19 protein-coding genes are annotated in these 24,756 nt (G+C 63.3%); 4 read left to right on the plus strand and 15 right to left on the minus strand.

Annotated elements, in window-relative coordinates:
* The first annotated feature begins 43 nt into the window (after window positions 1–43).
* Window positions 44–316, plus strand: coding sequence for a DUF2798 domain-containing protein (locus tag QYQ99_RS05900; protein WP_053282249.1), 273 nt, complete (start codon window positions 44–46; stop codon window positions 314–316).
* Between the two features lie 85 nt (window positions 317–401).
* On the opposite strand, the gene QYQ99_RS05905 is transcribed toward QYQ99_RS05900, so the two are convergent.
* From QYQ99_RS05905 to ahpC, 8 genes are all read right to left on the minus strand, one after another.
* Complete coding sequence (locus QYQ99_RS05905; protein WP_302091830.1) at window positions 402–1,235, minus strand: heme ABC transporter ATP-binding protein; 834 nt, start codon at window positions 1,233–1,235, stop codon at window positions 402–404.
* Window positions 1,232–2,341, minus strand: a complete 1,110-nt coding sequence (locus QYQ99_RS05910; protein ID WP_302093123.1) for a FecCD family ABC transporter permease — start codon at window positions 2,339–2,341, stop codon at window positions 1,232–1,234. Before QYQ99_RS05910 ends, QYQ99_RS05905 begins: the two co-directional genes overlap by 4 nt.
* A 14-nt stretch (window positions 2,342–2,355) precedes the next feature.
* On the minus strand, window positions 2,356–3,240 hold the full coding sequence (locus tag QYQ99_RS05915; RefSeq protein WP_302091831.1) for a heme/hemin ABC transporter substrate-binding protein: 885 nt from the start codon (window positions 3,238–3,240) through the stop codon (window positions 2,356–2,358).
* Window positions 3,237–4,349, minus strand: a complete 1,113-nt coding sequence (locus QYQ99_RS05920) for a hemin-degrading factor (RefSeq protein WP_302091832.1) — start codon at window positions 4,347–4,349, stop codon at window positions 3,237–3,239. The genes QYQ99_RS05915 and QYQ99_RS05920 overlap by 4 nt, the downstream gene beginning before the upstream one ends.
* Complete coding sequence (locus tag QYQ99_RS05925) at window positions 4,346–4,735, minus strand: hypothetical protein (RefSeq protein ID WP_302091833.1); 390 nt, start codon at window positions 4,733–4,735, stop codon at window positions 4,346–4,348. Before QYQ99_RS05925 ends, QYQ99_RS05920 begins: the two co-directional genes overlap by 4 nt.
* Window positions 4,736–4,806: 71 nt before the next feature.
* Window positions 4,807–7,071: a TonB-dependent hemoglobin/transferrin/lactoferrin family receptor gene (locus QYQ99_RS05930; RefSeq protein WP_302091834.1), complete on the minus strand. Its 2,265-nt coding sequence runs from the start codon at window positions 7,069–7,071 to the stop codon at window positions 4,807–4,809.
* Window positions 7,072–7,475: 404 nt separating this feature from the next.
* A complete protein-coding gene (gene ahpF / locus QYQ99_RS05935; RefSeq protein WP_302091835.1) occupies window positions 7,476–9,032 on the minus strand; it encodes an alkyl hydroperoxide reductase subunit F in 1,557 nt (518 codons plus the stop codon).
* A 175-nt stretch (window positions 9,033–9,207) separates the two neighbouring features.
* Window positions 9,208–9,783, minus strand: a complete 576-nt coding sequence (gene ahpC / locus QYQ99_RS05940) for an alkyl hydroperoxide reductase subunit C (protein WP_302091836.1) — start codon at window positions 9,781–9,783, stop codon at window positions 9,208–9,210.
* Between the two features lie 382 nt (window positions 9,784–10,165).
* Between ahpC and bfr the strand changes: the two genes are divergently transcribed.
* Window positions 10,166–10,642, plus strand: a complete 477-nt coding sequence (gene bfr / locus QYQ99_RS05945; RefSeq protein WP_003057652.1) for a bacterioferritin — start codon at window positions 10,166–10,168, stop codon at window positions 10,640–10,642.
* 65 nt (window positions 10,643–10,707) lie between these two features.
* Here the strand turns inward: bfr and QYQ99_RS05950 are convergent, their stop codons facing one another.
* The 4 genes from QYQ99_RS05950 to QYQ99_RS05965 all read right to left on the minus strand — a co-directional run bounded on the left by QYQ99_RS05950 (window position 10,708) and on the right by QYQ99_RS05965 (window position 17,831).
* Entirely contained in the window at window positions 10,708–11,664 is a 957-nt protein-coding gene (locus tag QYQ99_RS05950; RefSeq protein ID WP_302091837.1) for an alpha-E domain-containing protein, read from the minus strand.
* A 139-nt stretch (window positions 11,665–11,803) separates the two neighbouring features.
* A complete protein-coding gene (locus QYQ99_RS05955; protein ID WP_302091838.1) occupies window positions 11,804–13,264 on the minus strand; it encodes a circularly permuted type 2 ATP-grasp protein in 1,461 nt (486 codons plus the stop codon).
* A 400-nt stretch (window positions 13,265–13,664) separates the two neighbouring features.
* Window positions 13,665–15,038, minus strand: coding sequence for a hypothetical protein (locus QYQ99_RS05960; RefSeq protein ID WP_302091839.1), 1,374 nt, complete (start codon window positions 15,036–15,038; stop codon window positions 13,665–13,667).
* Between the two features lie 303 nt (window positions 15,039–15,341).
* Window positions 15,342–17,831, minus strand: a complete 2,490-nt coding sequence (locus QYQ99_RS05965) for a DNA internalization-related competence protein ComEC/Rec2 (RefSeq protein WP_302091840.1) — start codon at window positions 17,829–17,831, stop codon at window positions 15,342–15,344.
* 208 nt (window positions 17,832–18,039) lie between these two features.
* Between QYQ99_RS05965 and QYQ99_RS05970 the strand changes: the two genes are divergently transcribed.
* Both QYQ99_RS05970 and pdxY read left to right on the plus strand, forming a co-directional pair.
* Window positions 18,040–18,498, plus strand: a complete 459-nt coding sequence (locus QYQ99_RS05970; RefSeq protein WP_302091841.1) for a RidA family protein — start codon at window positions 18,040–18,042, stop codon at window positions 18,496–18,498.
* A 163-nt stretch (window positions 18,499–18,661) separates the two neighbouring features.
* On the plus strand, window positions 18,662–19,552 hold the full coding sequence (pdxY, locus tag QYQ99_RS05975) for a pyridoxal kinase PdxY (RefSeq protein ID WP_302091842.1): 891 nt from the start codon (window positions 18,662–18,664) through the stop codon (window positions 19,550–19,552).
* Between the two features lie 16 nt (window positions 19,553–19,568).
* Here the strand turns inward: pdxY and QYQ99_RS05980 are convergent, their stop codons facing one another.
* The 3 genes from QYQ99_RS05980 to QYQ99_RS05990 all read right to left on the minus strand — a co-directional run bounded on the left by QYQ99_RS05980 (window position 19,569) and on the right by QYQ99_RS05990 (window position 24,733).
* Window positions 19,569–21,230, minus strand: a complete 1,662-nt coding sequence (locus QYQ99_RS05980) for a methyl-accepting chemotaxis protein (protein WP_302091843.1) — start codon at window positions 21,228–21,230, stop codon at window positions 19,569–19,571.
* Between the two features lie 205 nt (window positions 21,231–21,435).
* Window positions 21,436–23,826 (minus strand): DNA topoisomerase IV subunit A, encoded by a 2,391-nt coding sequence (gene parC, locus QYQ99_RS05985; protein ID WP_302091844.1) that lies wholly within the window; start codon window positions 23,824–23,826, stop codon window positions 21,436–21,438.
* Window positions 23,827–23,866: 40 nt separating this feature from the next.
* A complete protein-coding gene (locus QYQ99_RS05990) occupies window positions 23,867–24,733 on the minus strand; it encodes a lytic transglycosylase domain-containing protein (RefSeq protein WP_302091845.1) in 867 nt (288 codons plus the stop codon).
* Between the last annotated feature and the right edge of the window lie 23 nt (window positions 24,734–24,756).

Below are 24,756 nucleotides of genomic sequence, written 5' to 3' on the forward strand. Positions count from 1 at the left end.
CTCCCGCCGCGGCGACGCGCCATGCACTTCCGGCATCGCATTCATGAACTCCTCCACCAGCTCTTCCCCATCCAGACTTTCGACGCTGAAGCTGCACCGGCGTTACACGCCATTTGTCTTTGCGTTTTTCATGGCCGGCATCATGGCGTTTCTGATGTGCTGCACCATCGTGGCGGCCAATACCGGCTTTGACAGCGGCTATGTCCGTCGCGTGTTCAGCGCCTATGCGCTGGCCATGCCGGTGGCATTTTTCTGCGTGATGATGGTGCGGCCTCTGGTGCTCAAGCTGGTTGCGCTGACCGTACATACACATTGAATCTGAATCGGCAGGTCATACGCTATTGAATATGAAGCAGCCTGCGCATGACTGGCTTCATAATTCAATGCAATCTTCTGAAATTTCAAGCAGGTAAAGCGGTATCAGCTACAAAAATATATTGCAGCGCGCCGTCGCTGCTGCGCACCGGGTCGCACTGCATGCCCCAGACCTGGCGCACCAGCGCCGGTTGCAGCACCTCCAGCACCGCACCGTGATGCACTCCGGCATCACCGCCCAGCACCAGCACATCGTCGGCATAGCGCAGCGCCAGGTTCAGATCATGGATCACCGCCACCACACCCGCGCCCTGCTGAGCGGCCCACTGGCGCAGCAAACGCATGGCATGGTGCTGATGGGCCAGATCGAGAGCGGCGGTGGGTTCGTCCAGCAGCAGCCAGCGCGCCGCGCCGTCGGCGGGCGCGCGCTCATCCGGCCAGATCTGCGCCAGTGCCCGGGCCAGATGGGTGCGAGCCCGCTCCCCGCCCGACAGCGTGTTGATGCTGCGCTGCGCCAGATGATCGACCCCGGTCAGCGCCATGGCCTGCGCCGGAATTTGCGCTTCCCCGGCGGCTGGCTGGTGACGATGCGGATAACGCCCCAGCTCCACCACCTCCTGGGCCGTGAAGTCAAAGGCCACGCTGCAATCCTGGGGCATGACGGAGCGACGGCGCGCAAGCCCTTCCACCGCATGCCCGGACAGCTCCAGCCCGTCGAGCAGAACCTGCCCTGACTGCGGCGCGCGCTCGCCCACCAGCATGGACATCAGCGTGGACTTGCCGGCGCCATTGGGGCCGAGAATGGCGGTAAAGCGCCCAGCCGCAATCCGCACATCCACCGTCGCCAGGCGCGGCCCCTTGGCTACGCCGACACCCAGATTGCGGCATTCGAGGCTGGACAGCCCTTGGTGCGTACTCATACCTTGCTCCTGAACTGGCGCAGCATGGCCAGAAAAAGCGGCACGCCGATAAACGCGGTGAGCACACCCAGCGGCAGCTCGGCCGGCTTGGCAATGGTGCGCGCCACGGCATCGGCGCTGACCACCAGCGCCGCGCCCAGCAGGGCCGAGCCCGGCAGCACCACGCGATGGTCAGGCCCTGCCATCAGCCGCACCCAGTGCGGCGCGACCAGGCCGATGAAGCCGATGATGCCCGTGGTCGCGGTCACGGCCCCCACGGCCAGCGCCGCCACCATCACGGCGCGGCGCTTGGTCTTCTCCACGGCCACGCCCAGCAAATTGGCCTGGGCCTCGCCAAGAGCGATCGCATTCAGCGGCCTGGCCAGCGCCAGCGCTGCCGCCGCGCTGACGGCCACGGCCGCCGACACCAGGGCCAGCGCACTCCAGCGCGAGGCTCCCAGGCTGCCCAGCAGCCACATCTGCAGGTTGCGCAGTTGCTCGTCCGTCGATACAAAGCTCAAAAAACCCAGTCCGGCACCGGCCAGCGCATTGATGGCAATGCCGGCCAGCAGCATCAGGCCGATGCGGGTCGTGCCCTGGACCTGGCCCAGTACATAGACCACGGCGGTCACGGCAAGGCCGCCGCCAAAAGCCATGGCTACCAGGGCCCAGCTGCCCAGATGACGCGGCAGCCAGGGCAGATACAGGCCGCCCAGCACGATGGTGATGCCGGCAGCCAGGGCCGCGCCGCTGCTGACGCCAATCAACCCGGGGTCCGCCAGCGGATTGCGAAACAGCCCCTGCATCAATGCGCCGGCCAGCCCCAGTCCCGCACCCGCAGCCACGCCCATGAGCAGGCGCGGCAGGCGGATATTGAGAAAGACCAGATGCTCGGGGCCGCTGTCCACGGCACCGCCAAAAAGACTGCGAAGCCCGTCCCAGACAATCCCTGGCAACTGTCCCGGTGCAATGGCATAGGCCCCACTGGCACTTCCCCACACCATGGCCAGCAGCACCAGTGCCGCCCCCAGCAACAGGGCTGCGCCGCGGCTGAGCCGTCCAGCAGGAGTGCGCCAGCGCGATGCGACAGGCCGCTCGACTGCTGGCTTTGGTGCCACGCTCCCCATGCTTGCGCTCATGCTCAGGCCACCCACTGCAGTGCGCGCATATGCAGCGCCTGCACAGCGCTGGGCAGGCGCGGCCCAAAGCCCAGCAGGTGGCTGGCCTCCAGCGTCACCAGCGCCTTCTTGGCGTAGGCGGGCGTCAGTGCCAGCTCGGGCCGCTTCCAGAAGGCGGCCTCGCCGCCCAGAGCTTCGATGCCCTGGGTGGTGTTGATGATGACCTCGGGCGCGGCGCTGGCCATGGCCTCGGCGGTCAGGGGCTTGTAGCCGTCGAACTGGTCGATGACATTGACACAGCCCGCGTACCGGATCAGCGCATTGGCTGCCGTGCCCTTGCCCGCCACCTGCGGACTGCCGCTGTGCGAGAGCACAAACAGCACGCGCGGCTTGCGCTGGGCCTTGGCCACCTGGGCCTGCACGCTGCTCCACTGCGCATCGAGCTGGGCCAGCAGCTTGTCGGCCTCGCTAGAGCGACCTGTCTCGCGTCCCACGACCTTGACCTTTTCCTGCACCTCGGCCCAGTTGTGCCTGGCCGCAACCAGCGATACGCGTACGCCTGCCTGACGGATCTGATCGAGCACCACGGGCGGGCCGGCCTCGCTGGTTGCGATCACCGCATCGGGCTTGAGCGAGAGCAGGCCTTCGGCCGAGAGCTGGCGCACATAGCCGACCTTGGCGGTTTTTTGCGCCGCCTCGGGGAACAGGCTGGTGGTGTCCGTGCCGACCAGCAGGCCCTGGGCATTGAGCAGATAGACCACCTCGGTCAATGCGCCACTGAGAGACACCAGCCGCTTCGCTCCAGACGCGGAAGCGGCGGTCTGAGCCAGGGCCGGCAAGGCCGCGCCCGCCACAGCCGCACCCAGCCAATGCAGACCCTGGCGCCGGGAAATGCTGGCTGTGCTCATGCGGCCTCCGCCACTGCTGCCTTGCGCGGCAGGCCGGCCACCAGGTCGCGCCAGCTTTGCAGCTCGGGCTGGCCGGGCTTGCGCTCGCCAAAGAACATGGCCATGTTGTTGCCTTCGGCATCAAAGGCCTCGACCGAGGTCACCACGCCATCGCTGGTGGGCTTTTGCACCACCCAGACATTGGCAATCAGGTCGGTGCGCAGATGCAGGTTGAAACCCTTGTCCAGCACATTGATCCAGCGCACGCCGTCCTTGCCGTCCATGGGCTGGATGTTGCTCACGGGGCCGGTGTGGATCTGGATGCAGCCGCTGCTGCCCACAAACACCATGATGGAGACGCCGTCCACCGCCGCATCGCCCAGCAGCTGCGCGACTGCGTCGGTGCTCAGGCGCTCGCAGTACTGAGGCACCAGACGGAAGGCCTGCTGGCGCTCGGCTCCGAACCTGCGCAGCATCTCGAAGAACTCATGCGTGTCCTGCATATCGCTCCAGGCCTGGCTCAGCGCGGGCACGTCGATCTCGGCGTCGGCCTTGAGGGCAGGCTTGGCCGCAGGCTCGCGGAACACATAGCCTGCGGACGGCTCGGCAAAGCGCTCGACCAGCGCATTCCAGGCCGCCATATCGGTGGCCTCACGTGCGAACACCTTGTGCACGGCACGGCCGGCCGCGTCATAGAACTGCAGGCTGCGCATGGCGGGGCGGTTGCCGTTGGCGGACTCCTCGGTCACCGCAAAGCCGGCGTGCCAGTGCATGAAGAACAGGCGCAGATCGATCTCGCGGCTCAGCGCCAGACCCACCGGGCCCTGGGCCGAGACGTTTTGATAGATGCCGTCCTTTTCATGCACGGTGGATTCGTTGCGCGTGAGCGCCATCACCGGGCCGCAGGCTTGCAGGGCTTTAAGAATGTCCAGCCATTCGGCGCGCAGCGGCAGCGCCTGCAGCGAGCGTTCATGCTCGCCGCCATGGGCCGCGATGACCGCGCCTTCGCTCAGTTGCAGCGCCTCGGCCGCATCTTTGGCTCGCAGGCCTTGCTCGCGCTTTTGCGCGAATTGCTCACGGATTTGCACCGCAGTCATGGTCTGGATTTCGGGGGAGGTGATGGCGTTCATTGCAGGGTCTCCGGGCTGTGATGCCAGTGTGGTTGTGGGTTGGAAAATTCGTCGCCAAAGCGGGGAGCCGAAGCCTGGGCTTCGGGCTCTTGTTCAGGCTGGGCCAGCACCTGGGCCACGGTGGCCCAGCGCTGCTCCAGCTTTTGCAGAAAGTGGCGCATGTCCTCGGAGCGCTCACAGCCGTCCAGGCCTTCGGCCATGCGCGCCAGCTGCGCCGATACCCTCAGGGCCATGGGCGCGCGGTGCGCCGCACAGCAGCCCTGGCTGAAACCGGTCATCAGCGCCAGCACCGTGGCCAGCTGGGCTTCGCCCTCGGTCAGCAGATATTCCTCATCGCGGCTGCCAGAGGCACTCTGGGCATTGGCGGTGTTCTCATAAACAGACATGGCTCACTCCCGCAGTTTTTGAGTCAAACAGATCTCAAGCGCTTATCAAACAAGCGCTTTCAGCTACAAAATCAGAAGTCCTGAACCAGGGACACGCGCACATTGCGGCCCGGCTGGGTATAGGCATCGGCAATCTGCGTCGTGCGGCTCAAGCCACGTACATCCGCCCAGCGCGAATACTTTTTGTCGGTCAGGTTGTAGATGCCCACATTCAGACGCGTGCCGGGGCGGATGCGCCATTGCGCACTCAGATCCAGCACTGTCGCGGATGGGCTGAGGAAGGGGCGGCCGGAGGAAAGATCGGGCGCATCCTTGTCTTTCTTGCCCGCCCAGTGCGAGGCGCTGAGCTGCACGCCAACGGTGGATCTGTCATAGCGCACGCCCAGCACCAACTGCTGTGGCGAGATGGTGTCCACCGGCTTGTTGGTGCTCTTGTCCGTGCCCTTGGTATAGCCATAGGCAGCGTTGGTGCGCCAGTTGCCTCCCGCAAACCGACCCCAGTCGTAGTCGGCCTTGAGCTCGAAGCCGCTGATATGCACGCGATTGAGGTTGACGGACTGGATGACAGCCGGGTTGTTGCGGTCACCAAATGCGCCGGAAACCGTCACCTGATCCTGGATGAAGTCCTTGTAGCGGCCCGTGAAGACTGCCGCATCCAGACGCAGCGCATTCATGCGACCGCGCAGTCCCAGCTCGAAGGTATTGCTTTTTTCCGCCTTGAGATCGGGATTGGGAATGCTTTTGTAGAACGCAAACGGGTTCTCGAAGAAGGCATTGATCTGCCCCGCATTCGGCGCTCTGAAGCCGGCGGCATAGTTGCCGTAAACCGACCAGGCATCGTTCATCTGGAACATGGCGCCCAGCTTGGGGGAGACGGCGGAGTCGGAGTTGCTGACCGCTGTGCCGCCAAAACCTTGCTGCTTGGGCTTGATGCTGTAGTGCTCGGCCCGTAATCCGGGCGTCAGGCTGAACGCGCCGTAGTGCAGCTCGGCCTGGGCAAACAGCGCCGTCGAGGTTTCCGTGGTGTCGGGGAAGCGCTTGAGCGGAAAGCTCTCGCCTGCCGGTGGCGTGATGCCGTTTTGCTCGTTGACCACCTTGCCGCGCAGATAGTCCACGCCATAGCTGAACTTGCCGCTGAGGCCATTGCCCCAGCGCAGCGTCTTGCCGGCCTGGGCGTGCAGCTGCAGCGCGTCCTCGTCATAGGTCACATCGCGCTCGCGATAGGCCAGAGGTGGAGTACGTGTTTCGGTCACAAACTCGCGCGAGTCCGAACTCTGGTAGCTGGCCATCAGCTTGAGCTCGTCGGCCAGTGCCATATTCAGCTCACGCCACTCACCTTGCCAGCTGGCACGCCAGCGCTTCATGGTGGTTTGCGCCCGCGAATCCGTCACCGTGGCCGTGCGTGCGCTGAGCAAATCGTAGTCCGCGCGCTTGTCCACGTTTTCCAGCGTGAACACATGCTTTTGCACGGCAGACGGCGTATAGACCAGACGACCCAGCAGCGAATGGCTCTTGTCCTTTTCAGGATTGGGCGTGGTGCGCAGCGCACCCACCACATTGTTGCTGCCCATGTTTTCCAGCGCGCTGGAGCGGCCCATGCCAGCCGACACCAGCCAGCTCCACTCGGGGCTGGCGCGCCCTGCAATCGTCGCACCCACGCGCTTGCCGTTGTCCGAGCCGTCATAGCTGGCCGAGACACGGCCGCCGATGGACTTTCCGTCCTTGAGCAGATCGTCGGGCTGCACGGTGATGAAATTGACCAGGCCGCCCATGCCGTCCGAGCCATAGAGCGCGGGCACGGCGCCGCGCAGAATCTCCACGCGTTGCACCAGACCCAGATCCAGATAGTCACGGCCAAAGGAGTTGGCGCTGAAGGCATAGCTGCGCGGCAGGCGCACGCCATCGACCAGCATCAGCACGCGGTTGCCTTCGAGGCCACGGATATTGAAGCCGCTGTTCTGGTCACGCCCCGAGGAGGAGCCGGCCAGTGTGAACCGCGCCGGACTGCGCGGCACGGTCACATTGGGCAGCTTGGCGGCAAGCTCGCGGATGTCGCCGATCTGCTCCTCCTCCATCTGCTTGCCATCGATGACGTCCACCGTCATGGGCAGGCTGTCGGCGTCCTGCTCGTCGCGCGAGGCACTGATGACCACATCGCGCAGCACGGGCGTGCTGCGGTCGGCACGGGCCGCCGCGACCTGGACGGATTCGGAATATTGCTGCTGGGCCTGGGCCGAGATGGCGGCGCAGGCCAGTGCGCAGGCCAGCGCCAGCGGACGGAGATTGGAGCGTGGCGCCAGCGAGGCGCGGGCGTGCAAAGCGGTGGCGGAAGCCATACTAGAAACCCTCTTTATTCATAGAAATGGACAAGAGCTGGCTTCTGATGGGTACGTCAATGGCCACAGGTCGAAACGTCAGAGGCTTCGCGGCCTGTAGCTGGCAAGGCATTGGCTGGCTGAATGGAGCTCAGTATATGCGAATAATTCTCAACTGCAAATAACTTCGTTACCAACCGGGAATTGCTTGCCGACGCAAGGCTGCGGCTTGCACTGTGGCCTGTTTTCAACAGCTGTTTTCAAGGGCTGTTAAGCCCCAAACCCGGTGCACTGAACGCCAAAGCCCCGTGACGACCCCGGCGGCGACAGCCCCCTCTTCGCGGCCGTTCAAAAGCAAAAAGGACTGCCCGGGCAGTCCTTTTTTGATAGCTTTCATCGCCTGCCCTGCAAGCGATGAAAGCCGTTTAGTTGCGGATCAGATGATCGAAGGCCGACAGCGCTGCAGTGGCACCGGCGCCGGCGGCAATCACGATCTGCTTGTAAGGCACCGTGGTGCAGTCACCGGCGGCGAACACCCCGGGCAGATTGGTCTGCCCCTTGGCATCCACAATGATTTCGCCGAACTTGCTCAGCTCCAGTGTGCCCTTGAGCCATTCGGTGTTCGGCACCAGGCCGATCTGCACAAACACACCTTCGAGCTCCACATGGTGCACGGCACCGCTTGTACGGTCCTTGTAGCTCAGGCCGTTGACCTTGCCGTTGGCCCCCGTGATCTCGGTGGTCTGGGCGTTGGTGATGACGGTCACATTGGGCAGGCTGTGCAGCTTCTTGACCAGCACGGCATCGGCCTTGAGCTGATCGGCGAACTCCACCACTGTCACATGGGACACCAGACCCGCCAGGTCGATCGCAGCTTCGATGCCGGAGTTGCCGCCACCGATCACCGACACGCGCTTGCCCTTGAACAGCGGGCCGTCGCAGTGCGGGCAGTAGGCCACGCCCTTGTTCTTGTACTCAGCTTCGCCGGGCACGTTCACATTGCGCCAGCGTGCACCCGTGGACAGGATCACGGTCTTGGCCTTGAGCGAGCCGCCGTTGGCCATTTGCACTTCCACCAGACCGCCGGGCTGCGCAGCGGGAATCAGCTTCTCTGCGCGCTGCAGGTTCATGATGTCCACGTCATAGGCCCGGGTGTGGGCTTCCAGGGCCGCAGCGAACTTGGGTCCGTCGGTCTCCAGCACGGAGATGTAGTTCTCGATCGCCAGCGTGTCGTTGACCTGACCGCCAAAGCGCTCTGCCGCCACGCCGGTGCGAATGCCCTTGCGAGCCGCATACACGGCGGCTGCCGCGCCGGCGGGGCCTCCGCCGATGATCAGCACGTCAAAAGCTTCCTTGGCCGACAGCTTGGCCGCGTCACGCGAGGCAGCGCCGGTGTCCAGCTTGGCCACGATTTCTTCGATGGTCATGCGACCGGAGCCGAACACGCTGCCGTTCATGAACACCATGGGCACGGCCATGATTTCGCGCTCGGTCACTTCCTTCTGGAAAGCGCCGCCCTCGATCACCGTGGTCTTGACCTTGGGATTGAGAATGGCCATCAGCGACAGTGCCTGAACCACATCGGGGCAGTTGTGGCAGCTCAGGCTCATATAGACCTCGAAGTTGAAGTCGCCATCGAGCGCCTTGATCTGCTCGATCACGTCCTGCTCCACCTTGGGAGGGTGGCCACCCGTCCACAGCAGGGCCAGCACCAGCGAGGTGAATTCATGGCCCAGGGGCAGACCCGCAAAACGCAGCTGGGTGGCAGTGCCCTGACGCTGCAGCGTGAACGAGGGCTTGCGGGCATCGCTGCCGTCGGTGCGCAGGGAAATCTTGTCGCTGCGCAGGGACTGGATGGTTTTCAGCAGATCGTGCATCTGGGCACTGGTCTCGCTGTCATCCAGAGAAGCCACCAGCTCAAACGGCTGCTGCACGCGTTCCAGGTAGGCGGCGAGTTGGGCTTTGAGTTGATCGTCAAGCATGGTGGATTCCTTTGAATTTAGAGTTGTTGATGCAATGCAGCAAAGTGCTTTTGAGGCCTTTGCCCGCCCATGAAAGCAAAAACTGGGCGAAAAAAAGCCGGACGGACGGGCAGAACTCGCCTGAACGTCGTCCGGCTTTCAGAGCGCTTGCACGCTCAGCCGACAGGTATCAGGCTTAGATCTTGCCGACCAGATCCAGCGAAGGAGTGATCGTGCTGGCGCCTTCCTTCCACTTGGCGGGGCACACCTGGCCGGGGTTGGCGGCGGTGAACTGGGCAGCCTTGAGCTTGCGCAGGGTCTCGGACACGTCACGAGCGATTTCGTTGGAATGCACTTCCATGGTCTTGATCACGCCTTCGGGGTTGATCACGAAGGTACCGCGCAGAGCCAGACCTTCTTCGGGGATGTGCACGCCGAAAGCGTTGGTCAGCTGGTGTGTGGGGTCGCCAACCAGGGGGAAATGGGCCTTGCCCACGGCGTCGGAAGTTTCGTGCCACACCTTGTGCGAGAAGTGGGTGTCGGTGGTCACGATGTAGACCTCGGCACCGGCCTTCTGGAACTCGGCGTAGTTGTTAGCGGCGTCTTCGATTTCGGTGGGGCAGTTGAAGGTGAAGGCGGCGGGCATGAAGATCACCACAGACCACTTGCCCTTCAGGCTCTCTTCAGTCACGGTGATGAACTCACCCTTGCCGTTGCGGTTCACATAGGCTTCGGTCTTGAAAGGTTGAACTTGAGTGTTGATCAGAGACATTTGCTGTTTCCTTGTGGTTAGTGTTTGAAGACAGGATGAAGTTTAGAGCGGCCTGCTTAATAAAACCAATCAATTGATTTCATTAAATTGATTTAAAAAACCTATCAAACCAGATTCCCGGCTTCTGAAGTCAAGCCGCAGCGCTGTGCAGCTCAGCTTTCTATTGTGGGCCGAAACCAGGTAGTTCCAGCCAATAGTCCTTCAATCGCGCTCATAGCTTTTGTTGTCATCACTGCGTCAAAGCTGGGCAGCGAACCCCAAAGCTAAACGAGAACGCGCATCAGATGCAGCCAATTCGGGCGGGCATGGGCTTTGTTTGATTTGCCTCATAAAGCATGGACAATCGGCTCGAACAACAACTGCCCGAGAAGGAGTCCTCCCCATGAAAGGTGATGCACAAGTCATTTCCTGGCTGCAAGCCCAGCTCAAGAACGAACTGACCGCCATCAACCAGTACTTTGTGCATTACCGCATGTACAAGCACTGGGGCTTCGACAAGCTGGCCAAGAAGGAATACGAGGAATCCATCGGCGAGATGAAGCATGCCGACGCGCTGATGGACCGTATCTTCATGCTCGACGGCCTGCCCAACCTGCAGGATCTGGGCAAGCTGCAGATCGGCGAGGACGTGCCGGAAGCCCTGGCCTGCGACCTGCGCCTGGAGCAGGCCGCACAGCAAACCATCAAGGACGGCATCGCGCACTGCGAATCCGTGCGCGACTATGTTTCGCGCGATCTGCTGCAGAAGATCCTGGACGACACCGAAGAGCACATCGACTTCCTCGAAACCCAGCTCGACCTGATCGACAAGGTCGGCACGCAGAACTATCTGCAGTCGCTGATGGGCGAGATCGAGTAAGTCCAGCTTCGCGTCGAAATACAAAAGCGGCCTCAGGGCCGCTTTTGCTTTGAGCGCCGCCTGTCTCAGGTCGGCATCAGGAAGTCCCGGCTGATGCCGGAGCCCAGATCATTGACGCGGTCGAGAAACTGCGTCAGATAGGCGTGCAGACCGGTGGTCAGGATCTCGTCGATGCGGCCGTACTGCAGATCGGCCAGCAGGCGCCCGGCCTTGCGCGTGGTTTCCTGCGAATGGTCGTTGGCCACGCGCTCCAGGTTCTTGACCACCTCATGCATGCTGGCCAGCAGCGAGCGCGGCATGTCGGCGCGCAGCATCAGCAGCTCGGCCACGCGCTCGGGCGTGATCACATCGCGGTAGACCTTGCGGTAGACCTCGAAGGCCGAGACGCTGCGCAGCAAGGCGCTCCAGTGATAGAAGTCGAAGTTCATCAGGGCGCGACCGCGCGGCATGCCGTGGTAGTCGCGCTCTATGGAGTGGAACTTCACATCGAGCAGGCGTGCCGTGTTGTCAGCCCGCTCGACAAAAGTACCCAGGCGCACAAAGTGCAGCGCCTCGTCCTTGAGCATGGTGCCCAGCGACACGCCGCGCCACAGGTGCGAGCGGTATTTGACCCATTCGAAGAACTGCGCCGGATCCTTCTTCCAGGCATCCTTGCCGAAGTGGCGCTGCAGCGCCAGCCAGGTCTGGTTCTGCGTTTCCCAGGATTCCGTGGTCAGCGCTCCGCGCACGGCACGCGCGTTCTCGCGCGCCGCCTTGAGGCAGGCAAAGATGGAGGACGGATTGGCCTCGTCCGAGACCATGAACTGCAGCACCGAGTCGCGGTCCACCACCGGAAACTGCGCCTTGAAGGCCGGGATCAGCTCGCTGATGGACAGCACGCTCTGCCAGCCACGATGGGCATCGTGGATGGCCTGCGGCAGCATGGCGGTTTCATAGGCCACGCTGAGCATGCGCGCGGTGTTCTCTGCCCGCTCGGTGTAGCGTGACATCCAGTACAAATGGTCGGCGGTACGGCTCAGCATAGGCCCTCCTTGGGCAGAGAACCCCGCACGCGCTGAACGCGCGCGCCGTATTCTGGTGAAAAAATGCTTGCAGCCTTTTTTTCTGCCCGCCCGGTGCAGCGGGACATCCGGTAAAGATGATCTGCGGTACGTGACAGCATCAATGGCCTCCCTCTTGATCTTCCAGCACCCAGGTGTCCTTGGTTCCGCCGCCCTGGGATGAATTCACCACCAGCGATCCCTGCTTGAGCGCCACACGCGTGAGTCCACCGGCCACCATGTTGACCTCGGTGCCCGTGAGCACAAAGGGCCGCAGGTCGATATGGCGCGGCGCTATGCCTTTTTCCACCATGGTCGGGCAGGTGGACAGGGAGAGCGTGGGCTGCGCGATATAGCCCGAAGGGTTGCCGACCAGCACGCGGCGGAAGGCCTCGATCTCGGCCTTGGTCGCGGCCGGCCCGATCAGCATGCCGTAGCCGCCTGCACCGTGCACCTCCTTGACGACCAGCTCATGCAGGTGCTCGAGCACGTATTGGAGGTCGTCCTCCTTTCGGCACAGCCAGGTCGGCACGTTCTGCAGGATGGGCTCCTCACCCAGATAGAAGCGGATCATCTCCGGCACATAGGGGTACACCGATTTGTCATCGGCCAGGCCCGTGCCCACGGCATTGCAGATATTGACGTTGCCTGCACGGTAGGCCCGCATCAGGCCCTTGCAGCCCAGCGTCGATGTGGGCCTGAAGACTTCGGGGTCGAGGAAATCATCGTCCACACGGCGGTAGATCACGTCCACACGCTGCAAACCCTGGGTGGTGCGCATATAGACCACGTCTTTCTCGACCACCAGATCCTGGCCTTCGACCAGCTCCACCCCCATTTGCTGGGCCAGGAAGGCATGCTCGAAATAGGCACTGTTGTACATGCCCGGAGTCAGCACCACCACCGTGGGCTCCAGCACGCCCGAGGGCGCGCTGGCACGCAAAGTGTCGAGCAGCATGTCGGGATAGTGGGCCACGGGTGCCACGGCATGCTTGCCGAAAAGCTCGGGGAACAGGCGCATGGTCATGCGGCGGTTTTCCAGCATGTAGGAAACACCCGATGGCACGCGCAGATTGTCCTCCAGCACGTAGTAGACGCCGTTGCCCTGCTCATCGGGCGCACGCACGATGTCTATGCCGGCGATATTGGCGTAGACATCGTTGGGCACCTGAATGCCCTCCATCTCGGGCCGGTACTGGCTGTTGCCGCGCACCAGCTCCGTCGGAATCAGGCCGGCACGCACCATGTCCTGCCCATGGTAGGCATCGCGGATAAAGCAGTTGAGCGCCTTCACGCGCTGGGCCAGACCCGCCTGCATGCTGGCCCACTCATGGGCCGCAATGATGCGGGGGATCAAATCGAACGGAATCAGGCGTTCCGTACCGGCGCCGCTCTCGTCCTTGTCGCCATAGACGGCAAAGGTGATGCCCACGCGCCGAAAGATCATCTCGGCCTCTGCCATGCGGGCTTGCATGGTGGCGTGCGGCTGGTGCGCCAGCCATTGGGCATAGACCTTGTAATGGGCCCGTACATCGCTGCCCTCATAGGGCAGCATTGCGTACATTTCATCGAATTTCTGCATACTTGCACGCCTCCTGCGAATGGATTGTCAGTTGTTAAGCAAGAATCAGGCCCATTGACCCGCCCTCCTCAAAAACACAGGCCATTCATGCACTTCATGTGTCGATCAGTGTAGCAATGCAGCCCCGCGCCAAGGCGCAGTTGGCGAGCAGTACTCGGGGCTATGGCACGCTCGCACAGCACAGATTCAGGGCTCTAGCAGCGCCGCAGGTGTGGGCGTGTTGACCACGTTGACTGCGCTTGTGGTCACGGCAAAGCATCGCCGTCACACCCTGCCCCGAGCGGCTGCAATAGCCTGACCGAACAATGGCCTGACCGAACAATGGTCACCTGCGGCTGCGCTGGGTGCAAAAAACCGCACCAATGGGCACAGGAGCCGGCGCACAAGAGCCGGCGCACAACTAAAACGAGGGAATCGGCAGCCCTATGGCTTGCATGTCGAGCCGCAAGCGGTCATCGGCCTCCTTCATGGCCAGTGGCAAGGTGAAGTTCGGAAAGGCAAGAGCCAGGACTGCGCCATCACTCAGGCTTGCTCGAATACGCTGCGGCAAAGGCTCGGAAAGCGTGGCACAACCGTCTTCATCGACATGCCCTTCGATGGGAAGACGCTCTGGTTTTTCCAGTGAACGGTGCACCTGCAATCGCCACGAAGTGTTAGAGCCAAGGTTGTAAGTGCCGCCATACAGCTGGCTCAGACCCAGGCCACAGGCTTGCAGGTACAGCGGCTTATCGGGCAAGGCCTTGGCCTGCTCGCGCTGGCTCTGCAGAAAACGCCCCCACTCCAGACGAGACAAGACGGAGTCAGCCCGTAAGCCATCGCCGTCGGCAGCCTGCAACACCCGCAGCCTGCCTGCACCGTCTTCGAGTGCGGCCAAATCCGTCTCGTATCGAAGCACTTCCACAAGGCGACTAATGGCTGGTCGGGCAGCCTCCTTCAACCCCAGCAAAGCGGCTTGCTCGTAGTGATACGCTTCTGCCCGGCGGTCCACATCAGGCAGCCCTAAACCTTTGGCAGCCATGCGCGCCAGATGGTAGTGCGCCACCGCCACCTTGCGCTCTGCACCTTGCTGCAAAGCCTGTCGGGCACCGTTGAAATCCCGCTCCTCCAGCAGCATCACGCCATAGTTGCTCCATGCCTGCGCGTTGTCGAGAGCCATGCCCTTCTTCAACCCTGCCAATGCCTTGCCCCGCAGCCGCTCACGCGCGTCTTCTGTGGGAACGCTGAAGTGGTTATTGCGCAGCGCCAAATATGCCTGCAGATAATTGCGCGAGGCTTCCATGAGCGAGGTGATGTCCGCATCCTGCTCATAAGCCTGGACAAAGTAGTCTCCTGCTCGCTCGGCCCTGACAACCCCGCCATGGCGCTGCACCTCATAGTCGCGATCGCTAGGGCTGTATGCCTTGCCCAGATTGAACAGTGTCGGCATCAGCAAACCCCGCTGCAACGCCTCTTCGAACAAAGGAATGGCCTCGACAGAGCGCTTTTCACTCATGAGCACAGCGCCAAGATTGTGGCTGGCGCGCGCGGAGCCTGCGGCGCGTGCTTTTTCGTAATAGCTTTTGGCGAGCGCCTCGCTCTTGTCTACACCTTGCCCAAGGTGATAGGCCTTGCCGAGCAGGAACAAGGCTTGCGCGTCCCCTGTGGCCGCAGCGCTGTGAGCCTTTGGCAAAAACTCGCCATAGCGCTCCTGATTGAACAAAGCCTCCAGATCGGCGGCAGCCACAGCGTGTGTGAAACACAGGCTCAGGGACAGGGCAATAAACAATCGCGACATGGCATCAATCTCCAGGAGGCAGCGGCGCATACACAAGCCAAACGCCAGGCATGATGCTTTGAGCGCAAACAGGTCAGATGGGAATTTTTCGAACCGACAATTTCAGTCTGTCACAGGCAACCCTGCATGGGCACTTATACGTTGTTCAGACATGAACGCCAAGCAAGGTAGCTGCGCCTGACGCAGCGAAAGCCGCCACGGCAAGGCAAGGCAATCTATCTGTCAGGCCACGAGCGTGCAACCATCCATATCTGTATCCGCCTGAAGGCGGTACAGCATCAAGGCAAGCCCCATGCCTGTTTCTCAGGGCTGCTGCCTGGAGACCGCATGGACGTCCCAATAATGCGCCCGAATCAAGCGCTCGCATTCCAATTTTTCCGGTTGAGCAGAGCTCCAGTAGGCTGCGCCGCAGCGATCCTGAGCCACCAGTTGGCTGCCCGCCGCCTGATAGCGCTGCACCACCGCTGTCACCGGATGTCCAAAACGATTCCGATAACCCGCCTGCACCACCGCCCAGCGCGGGCGCAGCGTGCTGACCCAGGACTCGGTCGATGACGTCTTGCTGCCATGGTGAGGCACCAGCAGCCAGTCCACCGGCTCATCCAGACTGGTTTGCAGCAGTTGCCGCTCCTGCGCCGCCTCGATATCTCCGGCCAGCAGGGCCACGCGCCCGCTGGCCGAACGCAGGCGCAACACGCAACTGCCAAAGTTCGGCCTGGCCTTGCGTCCATTGAGCCAGTCCTCTGCGGCGGGCGGATGCAGCACCTCAAACGTCACGCCATCCCATTGCCAGTGCTGTCCCTGTGTGCAGCGCTGAACCGCAGCCAGGCCAGCCAGTTGCGCAGCTTGAATCACCGAGTCCGAGCCCCAGACTTTCGCGCGAGGCTGAGCCGCCTTGACGGCCAAAGCCCCGCCGGTGTGATCCTTGTCACTGTGGCTGAGCATCATGGCATCCATCTGCATGCCATTCGCAGCCATCAGCGGCAAGAGCACACGCTCACCGGCATCGCTCTGGCGGCTGTACTGCGGCCCTGCGTCATAGAGCAGACGGTGCCTGGCTGTGCTGATGATGACGGCATTGCCCTGGCCGATATCCGCCGCCAGCAGCTCGAACTCGCCGACACGCGGCCAGGCCTGAGGCCAGAACAAGGCAGGCAGCGCCAACAGCGCGGCCACCAGCCGCAGCCGGCCCGGCAAAGGCGCAATCACCAGCAGTCCGGCGGCTATCGCCAGCACACTGGCCCACCAGGCAGGCTGCGGCAAGGCCCATACGGCTCCGGGCAGCGCAGCCAGCCACTGCAGCAGCCTCATCAAGGGCAGCATGGCGACGGCGGCAGCGCTTGCCGCCATGGGCAGCACCGCAGCCAGCAAGGCCAGCGGCGTGACCACCAATGTGACCCAGGGAATGGCCAGCAGATTGGCCAGCAGGCCCACGACGGACACCTGACCAAACAGCAGCAGCCCCAGTGGCGCCAAGGCCAGCGAGATCAGCCACTGCTCGCGCCACAACTCCTTCACTCTTGCAAGAAATCGTCTTTTTGCGCTTGCGGCTTCGGCGCTATCCGCCACTGAATTGGAAGCAAGCAATACGCCGACGGCGACAAAACTGAGCCAGAACCCAGCCTGCCACAACGCCCAGGGGTCGGCCACCACAATCACCGCCAGTGCCAGCAGCCATACACAGGCCCAGGGCCAGCGCACGCCCAGCCATTGAAGCAGCGCCACTACGGCCAGCATGCAGATCGTGCGCTGCGCGGGCAGACCCCAGCCGCTGAACAAGGCATAGGCCGCCGCCAGCACCACGCCCACGGCCAGGGCCGCGCGCGGGGCAGGCATCCAACGACAAGCGGGCGCACTAAGCCTCCATGCACGGCCCACGATCAAGACGGCCAGCCAGGCAAACATGGTGATGTGCAGGCCCGATATGCTCATCAGATGCGCCACGCCCGTCTGACGGAACAGGGTCCAGTCCTTGCGCTCAATCGCCTGCTGATCGCCCACGGCCAGCGCTGCCACCACGCCCAGGGCGGCCTGAGCATGCTCTGCGCCGCCATCTGGCCACCAGCGCTGCAAGCGCAATGCCTCGCCCTGAATGCGATCGCGCAAGCCCTGTCGCCAGCGCTGCAACGGATACTGGTTTGTCACGGCCAGGAGTTCGGGCGCGGGCTGACTACGCACATAACCCGTGGCCTGCACTCCTTGCTCCCAGGCCAGCAGCTCGTAGTCAAAGCCGTGCGGATTGCGCGAGCCATGCGGGCGCTTGATGCGTACCGTGAAACGCCAGCGCTGGCCGGGACTGAGCGCCACGCCTTTGGCCCAGTCAGGCACGAGAGGCTGACTGGCATCCGGCACCTGCCCGAACGGGCCATACCAGGACAGCTCCAGCAGCCTTGGCACGCCGGCATCCGAGCTATCGACCACAAAACGCCAGCGCTGACCGTTGGCCTGGTTCTGCAGCATGGAAGCAATGCGACCCTCCACCTGCAAGTCCACCGCCTCCAGCGCCTGTGGCAGGGTCTGCTCCAGATAGGCGTGGGCGCGCCACCCCGTCAGCCCCGCCACACAGCAGGCAGCGCCCAACAGCATCAGCCACCAGCTCTGCCAGGGCCTGCCACGCCATCTGCATGCAAACAGCATTGTCAGCCCCCCCCCAGCCAGCAAGAGCTGGTAGAGCGACAGATGCCACAGCCTGGCCTGAGTCACCTGCCAGGCAGCACCCAGCACACAACCCCAGAGCGGCGCCAGCCACGACGGGCGGTGACGCTGAGAGCTTGGAGTCTGATGGAGCGGCATGCTGCCATGCTAGGAGGCAGCGCCCAGGCACAGCATTGCGACTATCCCTGCCCTGTCTCGAACACCAAAACAGCACCAAACATTTGCTCTCATTGCGCGAGCAGCTATCAATTCAAAAGCTATGGCCGCTGTACCAAGGCAATCCATGCCCGGCCCCGCTGCTGTGTCAAACTTGTCGATCCTTAGCCTCGCACTTTTTGGAGCCGTCATGAGCGTCTATGAAAAACTCAAAGCCCTGAACATCTCGCTGCCCGAAGTGGCCATGCCTGCAGCCGCCTACCTGCCCTATATGCAGACCGGCAATCTGGTGTTCCTCAGCGGCCATATCGCCAAGCAAAACGGCCAGCCCTGGGTCGGCAAGCTGGGCGAGAACATGACGACCGAAGAAGGCAAGCAGGCAGCCCGCGCCGTGGCCGTGGATCTGATGGGCACGCTGCAGCATGCCTGCGGCGGCGATCTGAATCGTGTCAAGCGCATCGTCAAGGTCATGAGCCTGGTCAACTCCAGCACCAGCTATACCGAGCAGCATCTGGTCACCAACGGCTGCAGCGAACTGCTGGGCGAAGTCTTCGGTGAAGCCGGCAAGCACGCCCGCAGCGCCTTCGGCGTGGCCCAGATCCCCCTGGGCTGCTGCGTGGAAATAGAGCTGATGGCCGAGCTGGGCTAAGACTACCGCTCACACATATAAAGTGAGCTAATACCGCTTGCTATTCATAGATTTCGGATAAAAAACTATCTGAAGTGCTTGACTGGCAGGCGCAAGCAGCTCACTTTATCTTTGCAGCGCGATACTTGCGGCAAGCATCCCAACCACTCACGAAAGAGCTCCCATGCCCGGCATGCAGGCCCCCCCGCTGGTTCTCAGCATTCAATCCCATGTCGCCTACGGCCATGTGGGCAACGACGCTGCCATGCTGCCGCTGCAGCTGCTGGGCATAGAGCCCGTGGCCGTGCATACGGTGCAGTTCTCCAACCATACCGGCTACGGTGAATTCAAGGGCCAGGTCTTCACACCTGCCCATGTACAGGATGTGCTGGACGGTCTGCGCGCGCGCGGCGTGCTGGCGCGCTGCACCGCAGTGCTCTCGGGCTATCTGGGCGATGCCGGTGTGGGCGAAGCCATTCTGGCGGCCGTGCAGGAGGTGCGCGCCGCCCAGCCCAAGGCACACTATCTGTGCGACCCGGTCATGGGCGATGTGGGGCGCGGCGTGTTTGTGCGCCCCGGCATTCCGGACTTTCTGCGCAAGCGCGCGCTGTCCCAGGCCAGCGTCATCACGCCCAACCATTACGAGTTCGAGCTGCTGTGCGGCGGCCCGCTGACCACGGTGCAGGCCGCCACGCAGGCGGCACGCACCATGCTCGCGCAGATGCATGACAGCCAGTCTGCGCTGATCGTCATCACCAGCCTGCGCACGGACGATCTGCCTGCCGATCACCTGGCCACACTGGCCGTGACGGCCGACCAATCCTGGCTGGTGCAGACGCCCTACATCGACCTGCACCCCCTGCCCAATGGCATGGGCGATGTGTTCTCGGCCGTGCTGCTGGGCCATCTGATTCAAGGGCGCGCCGTGGCCGATGCGGTGTCCAGAGCCGTGAGCACCTTATATGCCCTGGTCTCTCGCACCGAATCGGGGCAGCGCGACCTGCCCCTGGTCGCCAGCCGCGAGCAGATCATGGCACCGGCGCACCTCTTTGACGCCGTGCCGGTCATCGGCTGAAGCGGCGCGACCCGATTCACTCCTGGTGCGCCAGCGCCGGCTGGCGCGCGGCGCCGGACGGGCGTGGCCGGAGCGTCGAGGCGGGCCTTTTTGCTCCCGATTCAATAGCAGACTTGGCATGCACCTGGCTGCTTCTGAGATCATCCATGCGGAACATGCTGACCGTCTGCGTCAGCTGCTCGGCCTGCTCCCGCAGGCTTTGCGCGGCAGCGGCCGATTCTTCGACCAGAGCCGCATTCTGCTGTGTCATCTGATCGAGCTGGCTGATGGCCTGGTTGACCTGGGTCACGCCTGCACTTTGCTGGACCGAGGCTTCGCTCACCTCGGAAATCATGGTGCTGGCGTTCTGCACCGATTTGACGATATCGTCCATGGATTCGCCCACGCTCTGCACCAAACGGATGCCGTTTTGCACGCGAGCCTCCGAGGTGCCGATCAGGGTACGGATTTCCTTGGCCGCGTCGCCGCTGCGCTGGGCCAGGGAGCGCACCTCGCTGGCCACCACGGCAAAACCGCGACCTTGCTCGCCGGCGCGCGCCGCCTCCACCGCCGCATTGAGCGCGAGGATATTGGTCTGGAAGGCAATACCGTCGATGACGCCGATGATGTCGCCAATCTTCTGGCTGCTCTGGCGAATCTCGTCCATGGTCACCACCATGGAAGCCACGACCTCGCCGCCGCGCTGGGCCAGGGCGGCCGCGCCCGATGCCGTGCTGCGCGCCAGCTCTGCGCTGCTGGCGCTGTTCTGGATGGTGCTGGTGAACTCCTCCATGGCGGCAGCGGTTTGCTGCAGATTGCTGGAAGTCTGCTCGGTGCGCGCCGACAGGTCCTGGTTGCCGCCAGCGATCTCGGCACTGGCCGTGGCAATGCTGTCGGCGCTGTGGCGCACCTGGGCCACCATATCGTTGAGTGCCCGGCACATGTCCTGCTGGGTGCGCAGCAGCGCGCCGAATTCGTCATGGCGCTGCACGGTTTCGCCCACCCGCAGATCGCCGCCGGCAATGCGCTCGGCCATGAGCTGGGCGGCCAGCAGCGGCGACTGCATGCTGCGGATCAGAAAGAAGGCGCCGGCGGCAATGCCCAGCACCACAAGCAGCACGACCACACCGGCTACCTTCACGGTCGCCATGCGCAACTCGGCCATCTGCAGCTGGCTGTCGGCAGCGGCTTTTTTCTGCAGCTCGACAAACGCCTGCAGCGATTGCAGATAGGCTGCAATCGCGGGCTTGAAGCTTTGCTCGGCCAGCGCGAGAGCCCGGACCGTCTCCCCCTGGTCCTTGAGCTGGGCAATCTGCTGGCGCAGCGTCAGCACCTGCTGGCGCGCTGCGGACACCCGCTCCATCTGGGCCTTGTCCTCGGCAGACACCGCCAGTGCCTGCAGCGCCTTTTGCACCCTGGAAATACGGTCCGAGGTCTCGGCCATCGCGGGCTTGAAGCTCGCCTCCACCGACGCCTCGCTGCTCAGAGCCAATGCCAAGGTGCGCACGGCGTTGGCTTCGGTCAGGCCCATCCACTCGATCGCCAGCTCGGTGCGTGAGCGCATTTGCTGCGCCGCCTGGTCCGACGCCTGCTGCGTGACCGAGGAGCGGTAGCCCGCGAACCCGATCACCGCAATCAACACCGCCACGATGAGTAACACTGCCGCCCAGAGCTTGTGGGCCATCTTGAGTCGCTGCATAAAATATCCTGCCAACAAAGCTGCACCATGCCTGCGCGCAGACATCGCTGCGCATTAAGACAAAATGTATCCATGCTGAACCCATGTCAGCAGCAGGAATTTCCCTTTGTAGTGCGCTGCCCCGGGCCCATGTCTGCACCGCAGAAAACAAAAAGCCGCCCAGGACCTGCCTGGCGCGGCTTTTTGACAGGCGGCACAAGCCTGCTTATTCCACGCGCGTCACCATCTGCGGCTTGAAGCCCAGATCAGCGGCCTTGCCCTTGCGCCCACGATTGCCACGGGCATTGTTGAGGCTGCGGATCTCCAGCGTCTCGGTACGCACCTTGCCGCCGCGTCCCACGCCATCCAGGCGAATGCTGCGTGTATAGGCGGCCGCGCCGGCCAGTTGATCCTTGTCTTCCAGACTGATCAGCATCAGGCCGCGCCCGCCCTTGGGCATGGCCTTGAGCTCGGCGATCTCGAAGGTCAGAATGCGACCGCCCACCGAGGCGCAGATCACATGGCTGGCGGGGTTGAGCAAACCGGCCCCCTGCTCGCCGCCTTCCACATATTCGGCACGCGCATTCATGGGCACGCCATGCACCACCGAAGGAGCACACAGGGTCTCGCCCTCGCCCAGCGTGACAAAGGCCTTGCCGGCCTTCTGGCGCGAGACCATATCGCCCACGCTCGCCGTGAAGCCGTAGGCGCCCGAGCCCGACAGCAGCAGCTGCGTGCTTTCTGCACCGGCAAAGTAGTACAGCAGCTGCGTTCCGGCTTCGAGCTCGATCAGCGTCGTCACGGGCTGGCCGTCGCCGCGTCCGCCCGGCAGGGCCGATACCGGCACCGAATAGACCCGGCCGTTGCTGCCAAAGGCCAGCAGCTGATCGACCGTGCGGCACTCGAACGTGCCGTACAGGCTATCGCCCGCCTTGAAGCTCAGCGTACCGGCATCGACGCCATGACCGCTGCGCGTGCGCACCCAGCCCTTTTCGGAAATGATCACGGTCGTGGGCTCATCCACCACCTTGACCTCGGCCACCACCTTTTTCTCCTCGTGGATCAGGGTGCGACGGGCATCGCCAAAGGTCTTGGCATCGGCCTCGATTTCCTTGCAGATCAGGCGACGCATGGTCGCCTCGCTGCCCAGGATGTCTTCCAGCTTGCCCTGCTCGGTGCGCAGCTCCTTGAGCTCCTGCTCGATCTTGATGGCCTCCAGGCGCGCCAATTGGCGCAGACGGATTTCAAGAATGTCCTCGGCCTGACGCTCGGAGAGATGGAAGGCATCGATCAGGGCCTGCTTGGGTTCATCGCTGGCGCGGATGATGGCAATGACCTTGTCGATATTGAGCAGCACGGCCTGACGGCCTTCGAGGATGTGGATGCGATCGAGCACCTTCTCCAGCCGATGCCGGCTGCGTCGCGTCACGGTCTGGAAGCGGAAGGCAATCCACTCCTCCAGCATCTGGCGCAGCGACTTCTGCACCGGGCGGCCATCCAGGCCAATGCTGGTCAGATTGATCGAACTCGAAGACTCCAGGCTGGTGTGGGCCAGCAGCGCCGTGATCAGCTCCGACTGAGGGATCTTGCCGGTCTTGGGTTCGAACACGATGCGCACCGGCGCATCCTTGCTCGACTCGTCGCGCACGCAGTCCAGCACCGCCAGCATGCTGGCCTTGAGCTGGGTCTGCTCCTGGCTCAGCGCCTTCTTGCCGGTCTTGACCTTGGGGTTGGTGATTTCCTCGATCTCTTCGAGCACCTTCTGGGCCGACACGCCGGGCGGCAGCTCGGTCACCACCAGCTGCCACTGGCCGCGCGCCAGCTCTTCGATCTTCCAGCGCGCACGCACCTTGAGACTGCCACGGCCCGTGCGGTAGGCGTCGGCGATATCGCTGCTCGATGAAATGATCTGGCCGCCGCCCGGATAGTCGGGACCGGGAATCAGCGCCAGCAACTCCTCCTCGGGCAGCTGCGGCTTCTTGATCAGGGCCACGCAGGCCGCAGCCACCTCGGGCAGATTGTGGCTGGGGATTTCCGTTGCCAGACCCACGGCAATGCCGCTGGCGCCATTGAGCAGCGAGAACGGCAGGCGGGCCGGAAGCTGCTTGGGCTCCTGGGTGCTGCCGTCGTAGTTGGGCACAAAGTCCACCGTGCCCATATCGATTTCGTCGAGCAGCAGGCCGGTGATCCTGGACAGGCGCGCCTCGGTGTAACGCATGGCTGCTGCGCCGTCTCCGTCGCGGCTGCCGAAGTTGCCCTGGCCGTCCACCAGCGGGTAGCGCTGGTTGAAGTCCTGCGCCATGCGCACCAGTGCGTCATAGGCCGACTGGTCGCCGTGCGGGTGAAAGCGGCCCAGCACGTCACCGACGACGCGGGCGCTCTTGACCGGCTTGGCCGCCGTATTGCCGTTCGGGCCGCTATAGCTCAGGCCCATGCGGTCCATCGCATAGAGAATGCGGCGCTGCACGGGCTTGAGGCCATCGCTGACGTCTGGCAGGGCACGGCCCTTGACCACCGACAAAGCGTATTCCAGATAGGCGCGCTGTGCGTATTGACCCAGGTCCAGTGCATCGCCAGCGGCTTGTTGAGACAAATCCAGTGTGGTTTGATCGCTCATGAATTCTTTGTGATTTTCCAAATTGCGCCGATCCGGCGACTCAAGGTATTTGCGCGTCCGCAGCCGCAGAGGCCGCGCCCGGCAGCGTCATGCGTATGCGGGAGCCGGCGCGGCCAGCCGAGCCGGCCGCAGCCACCCGGCCGCTCATGGGCCTAGCTGCCTGCAGCTGCTCGTAGATGCCCGTGACGGCCTTGACGTAATTCATTGTTTCTTTGTAGGGCGGAATCGCCTTGCCGAATTTCTGCACCGCGCCTTCGCCCGCGTTATAGGCGGCCAGCACCAGATCGAGCCGGCCCGGGAACAAGTCAATCAGATAGCTCAGATAGCGCGCGCCGGCAGGCACGTTCACGGCCGGGTCGACCAGCTGCTGCTGCATGCTGCGCTTTTTGCTGGCCGACACGCCAAAGCGCTCGGCCGTGGCCGGCATCAGCTGCATCAGGCCGACAGCGCCCTTGGGCGAGACGGCCTCGGCATCGAAGCCGGACTCCACGGCGATCACGGCCTTGATCAGGTCGTAGTCCACGCCGGTTCTCTCGGCCGCCTTCTGCAGATGCGGCCTCACGCTCTTGTAGCGCGGCGAGACCTCGAAAAAGCTCTGCATGCGCGTGCGGGCGTTGAGCCCCTCGGCCACCGAGCCCTGCTTGAGCTGCAGGCCCGGCTGGCTGCTGTCGTAGAGTTCGCCCTTGAAGAACAGCTTGTAGCGCTCGTCCAGCGCCTCGGCCGCAAAGTGCGTGACGCCGAATTCGTCGACATAGGCCCAGAGATCGGCATGCGCCGCCGGCGCCATGGCCAGCCAGCCCGAGCCCGCCAGCAAGGCAGCGGCCACTGCACGTCGCAAACGCACAGACGCGAGCCCGCCGCGCGAAGGCAGCTGGCTGGTTGAGGCATCGAACATGGGCTTGTACATGGCTGGCTCCATCGACCGCTAGT

This window comes from Comamonas testosteroni (assembly GCF_030505195.1).
In the GTDB taxonomy this organism is placed as follows: Bacteria; Pseudomonadota; Gammaproteobacteria; order Burkholderiales; family Burkholderiaceae_C; genus Comamonas; species Comamonas testosteroni_G.

What these genes read in the sequence shown, in the direction of transcription:
- QYQ99_RS05900 (WP_053282249.1), top strand. Translation starts at nt 44, where the DNA reads ATGAACTCCTCCACCAGCTCTTCCCCATCCAGACTTTCGACGCTGAAG.
- QYQ99_RS05905 (WP_302091830.1), bottom strand. Translation starts at nt 1,235, where the DNA reads ATGAGTACGCACCAAGGGCTGTCCAGCCTCGAATGCCGCAATCTGGGT.
- QYQ99_RS05910 (WP_302093123.1), bottom strand. Translation starts at nt 2,341, where the DNA reads ATGGGGAGCGTGGCACCAAAGCCAGCAGTCGAGCGGCCTGTCGCATCG.
- QYQ99_RS05915 (WP_302091831.1), bottom strand. Translation starts at nt 3,240, where the DNA reads ATGAGCACAGCCAGCATTTCCCGGCGCCAGGGTCTGCATTGGCTGGGT.
- QYQ99_RS05920 (WP_302091832.1), bottom strand. Translation starts at nt 4,349, where the DNA reads ATGAACGCCATCACCTCCCCCGAAATCCAGACCATGACTGCGGTGCAA.
- QYQ99_RS05925 (WP_302091833.1), bottom strand. Translation starts at nt 4,735, where the DNA reads ATGTCTGTTTATGAGAACACCGCCAATGCCCAGAGTGCCTCTGGCAGC.
- QYQ99_RS05930 (WP_302091834.1), bottom strand. Translation starts at nt 7,071, where the DNA reads ATGGCTTCCGCCACCGCTTTGCACGCCCGCGCCTCGCTGGCGCCACGC.
- ahpF (WP_302091835.1), bottom strand. Translation starts at nt 9,032, where the DNA reads ATGCTTGACGATCAACTCAAAGCCCAACTCGCCGCCTACCTGGAACGC.
- ahpC (WP_302091836.1), bottom strand. Translation starts at nt 9,783, where the DNA reads ATGTCTCTGATCAACACTCAAGTTCAACCTTTCAAGACCGAAGCCTAT.
- bfr (WP_003057652.1), top strand. Translation starts at nt 10,166, where the DNA reads ATGAAAGGTGATGCACAAGTCATTTCCTGGCTGCAAGCCCAGCTCAAG.
- QYQ99_RS05950 (WP_302091837.1), bottom strand. Translation starts at nt 11,664, where the DNA reads ATGCTGAGCCGTACCGCCGACCATTTGTACTGGATGTCACGCTACACC.
- QYQ99_RS05955 (WP_302091838.1), bottom strand. Translation starts at nt 13,264, where the DNA reads ATGCAGAAATTCGATGAAATGTACGCAATGCTGCCCTATGAGGGCAGC.
- QYQ99_RS05960 (WP_302091839.1), bottom strand. Translation starts at nt 15,038, where the DNA reads ATGTCGCGATTGTTTATTGCCCTGTCCCTGAGCCTGTGTTTCACACAC.
- QYQ99_RS05965 (WP_302091840.1), bottom strand. Translation starts at nt 17,831, where the DNA reads ATGCCGCTCCATCAGACTCCAAGCTCTCAGCGTCACCGCCCGTCGTGG.
- QYQ99_RS05970 (WP_302091841.1), top strand. Translation starts at nt 18,040, where the DNA reads ATGAGCGTCTATGAAAAACTCAAAGCCCTGAACATCTCGCTGCCCGAA.
- pdxY (WP_302091842.1), top strand. Translation starts at nt 18,662, where the DNA reads ATGCCCGGCATGCAGGCCCCCCCGCTGGTTCTCAGCATTCAATCCCAT.
- QYQ99_RS05980 (WP_302091843.1), bottom strand. Translation starts at nt 21,230, where the DNA reads ATGCAGCGACTCAAGATGGCCCACAAGCTCTGGGCGGCAGTGTTACTC.
- parC (WP_302091844.1), bottom strand. Translation starts at nt 23,826, where the DNA reads ATGAGCGATCAAACCACACTGGATTTGTCTCAACAAGCCGCTGGCGAT.
- QYQ99_RS05990 (WP_302091845.1), bottom strand. Translation starts at nt 24,733, where the DNA reads ATGTACAAGCCCATGTTCGATGCCTCAACCAGCCAGCTGCCTTCGCGC.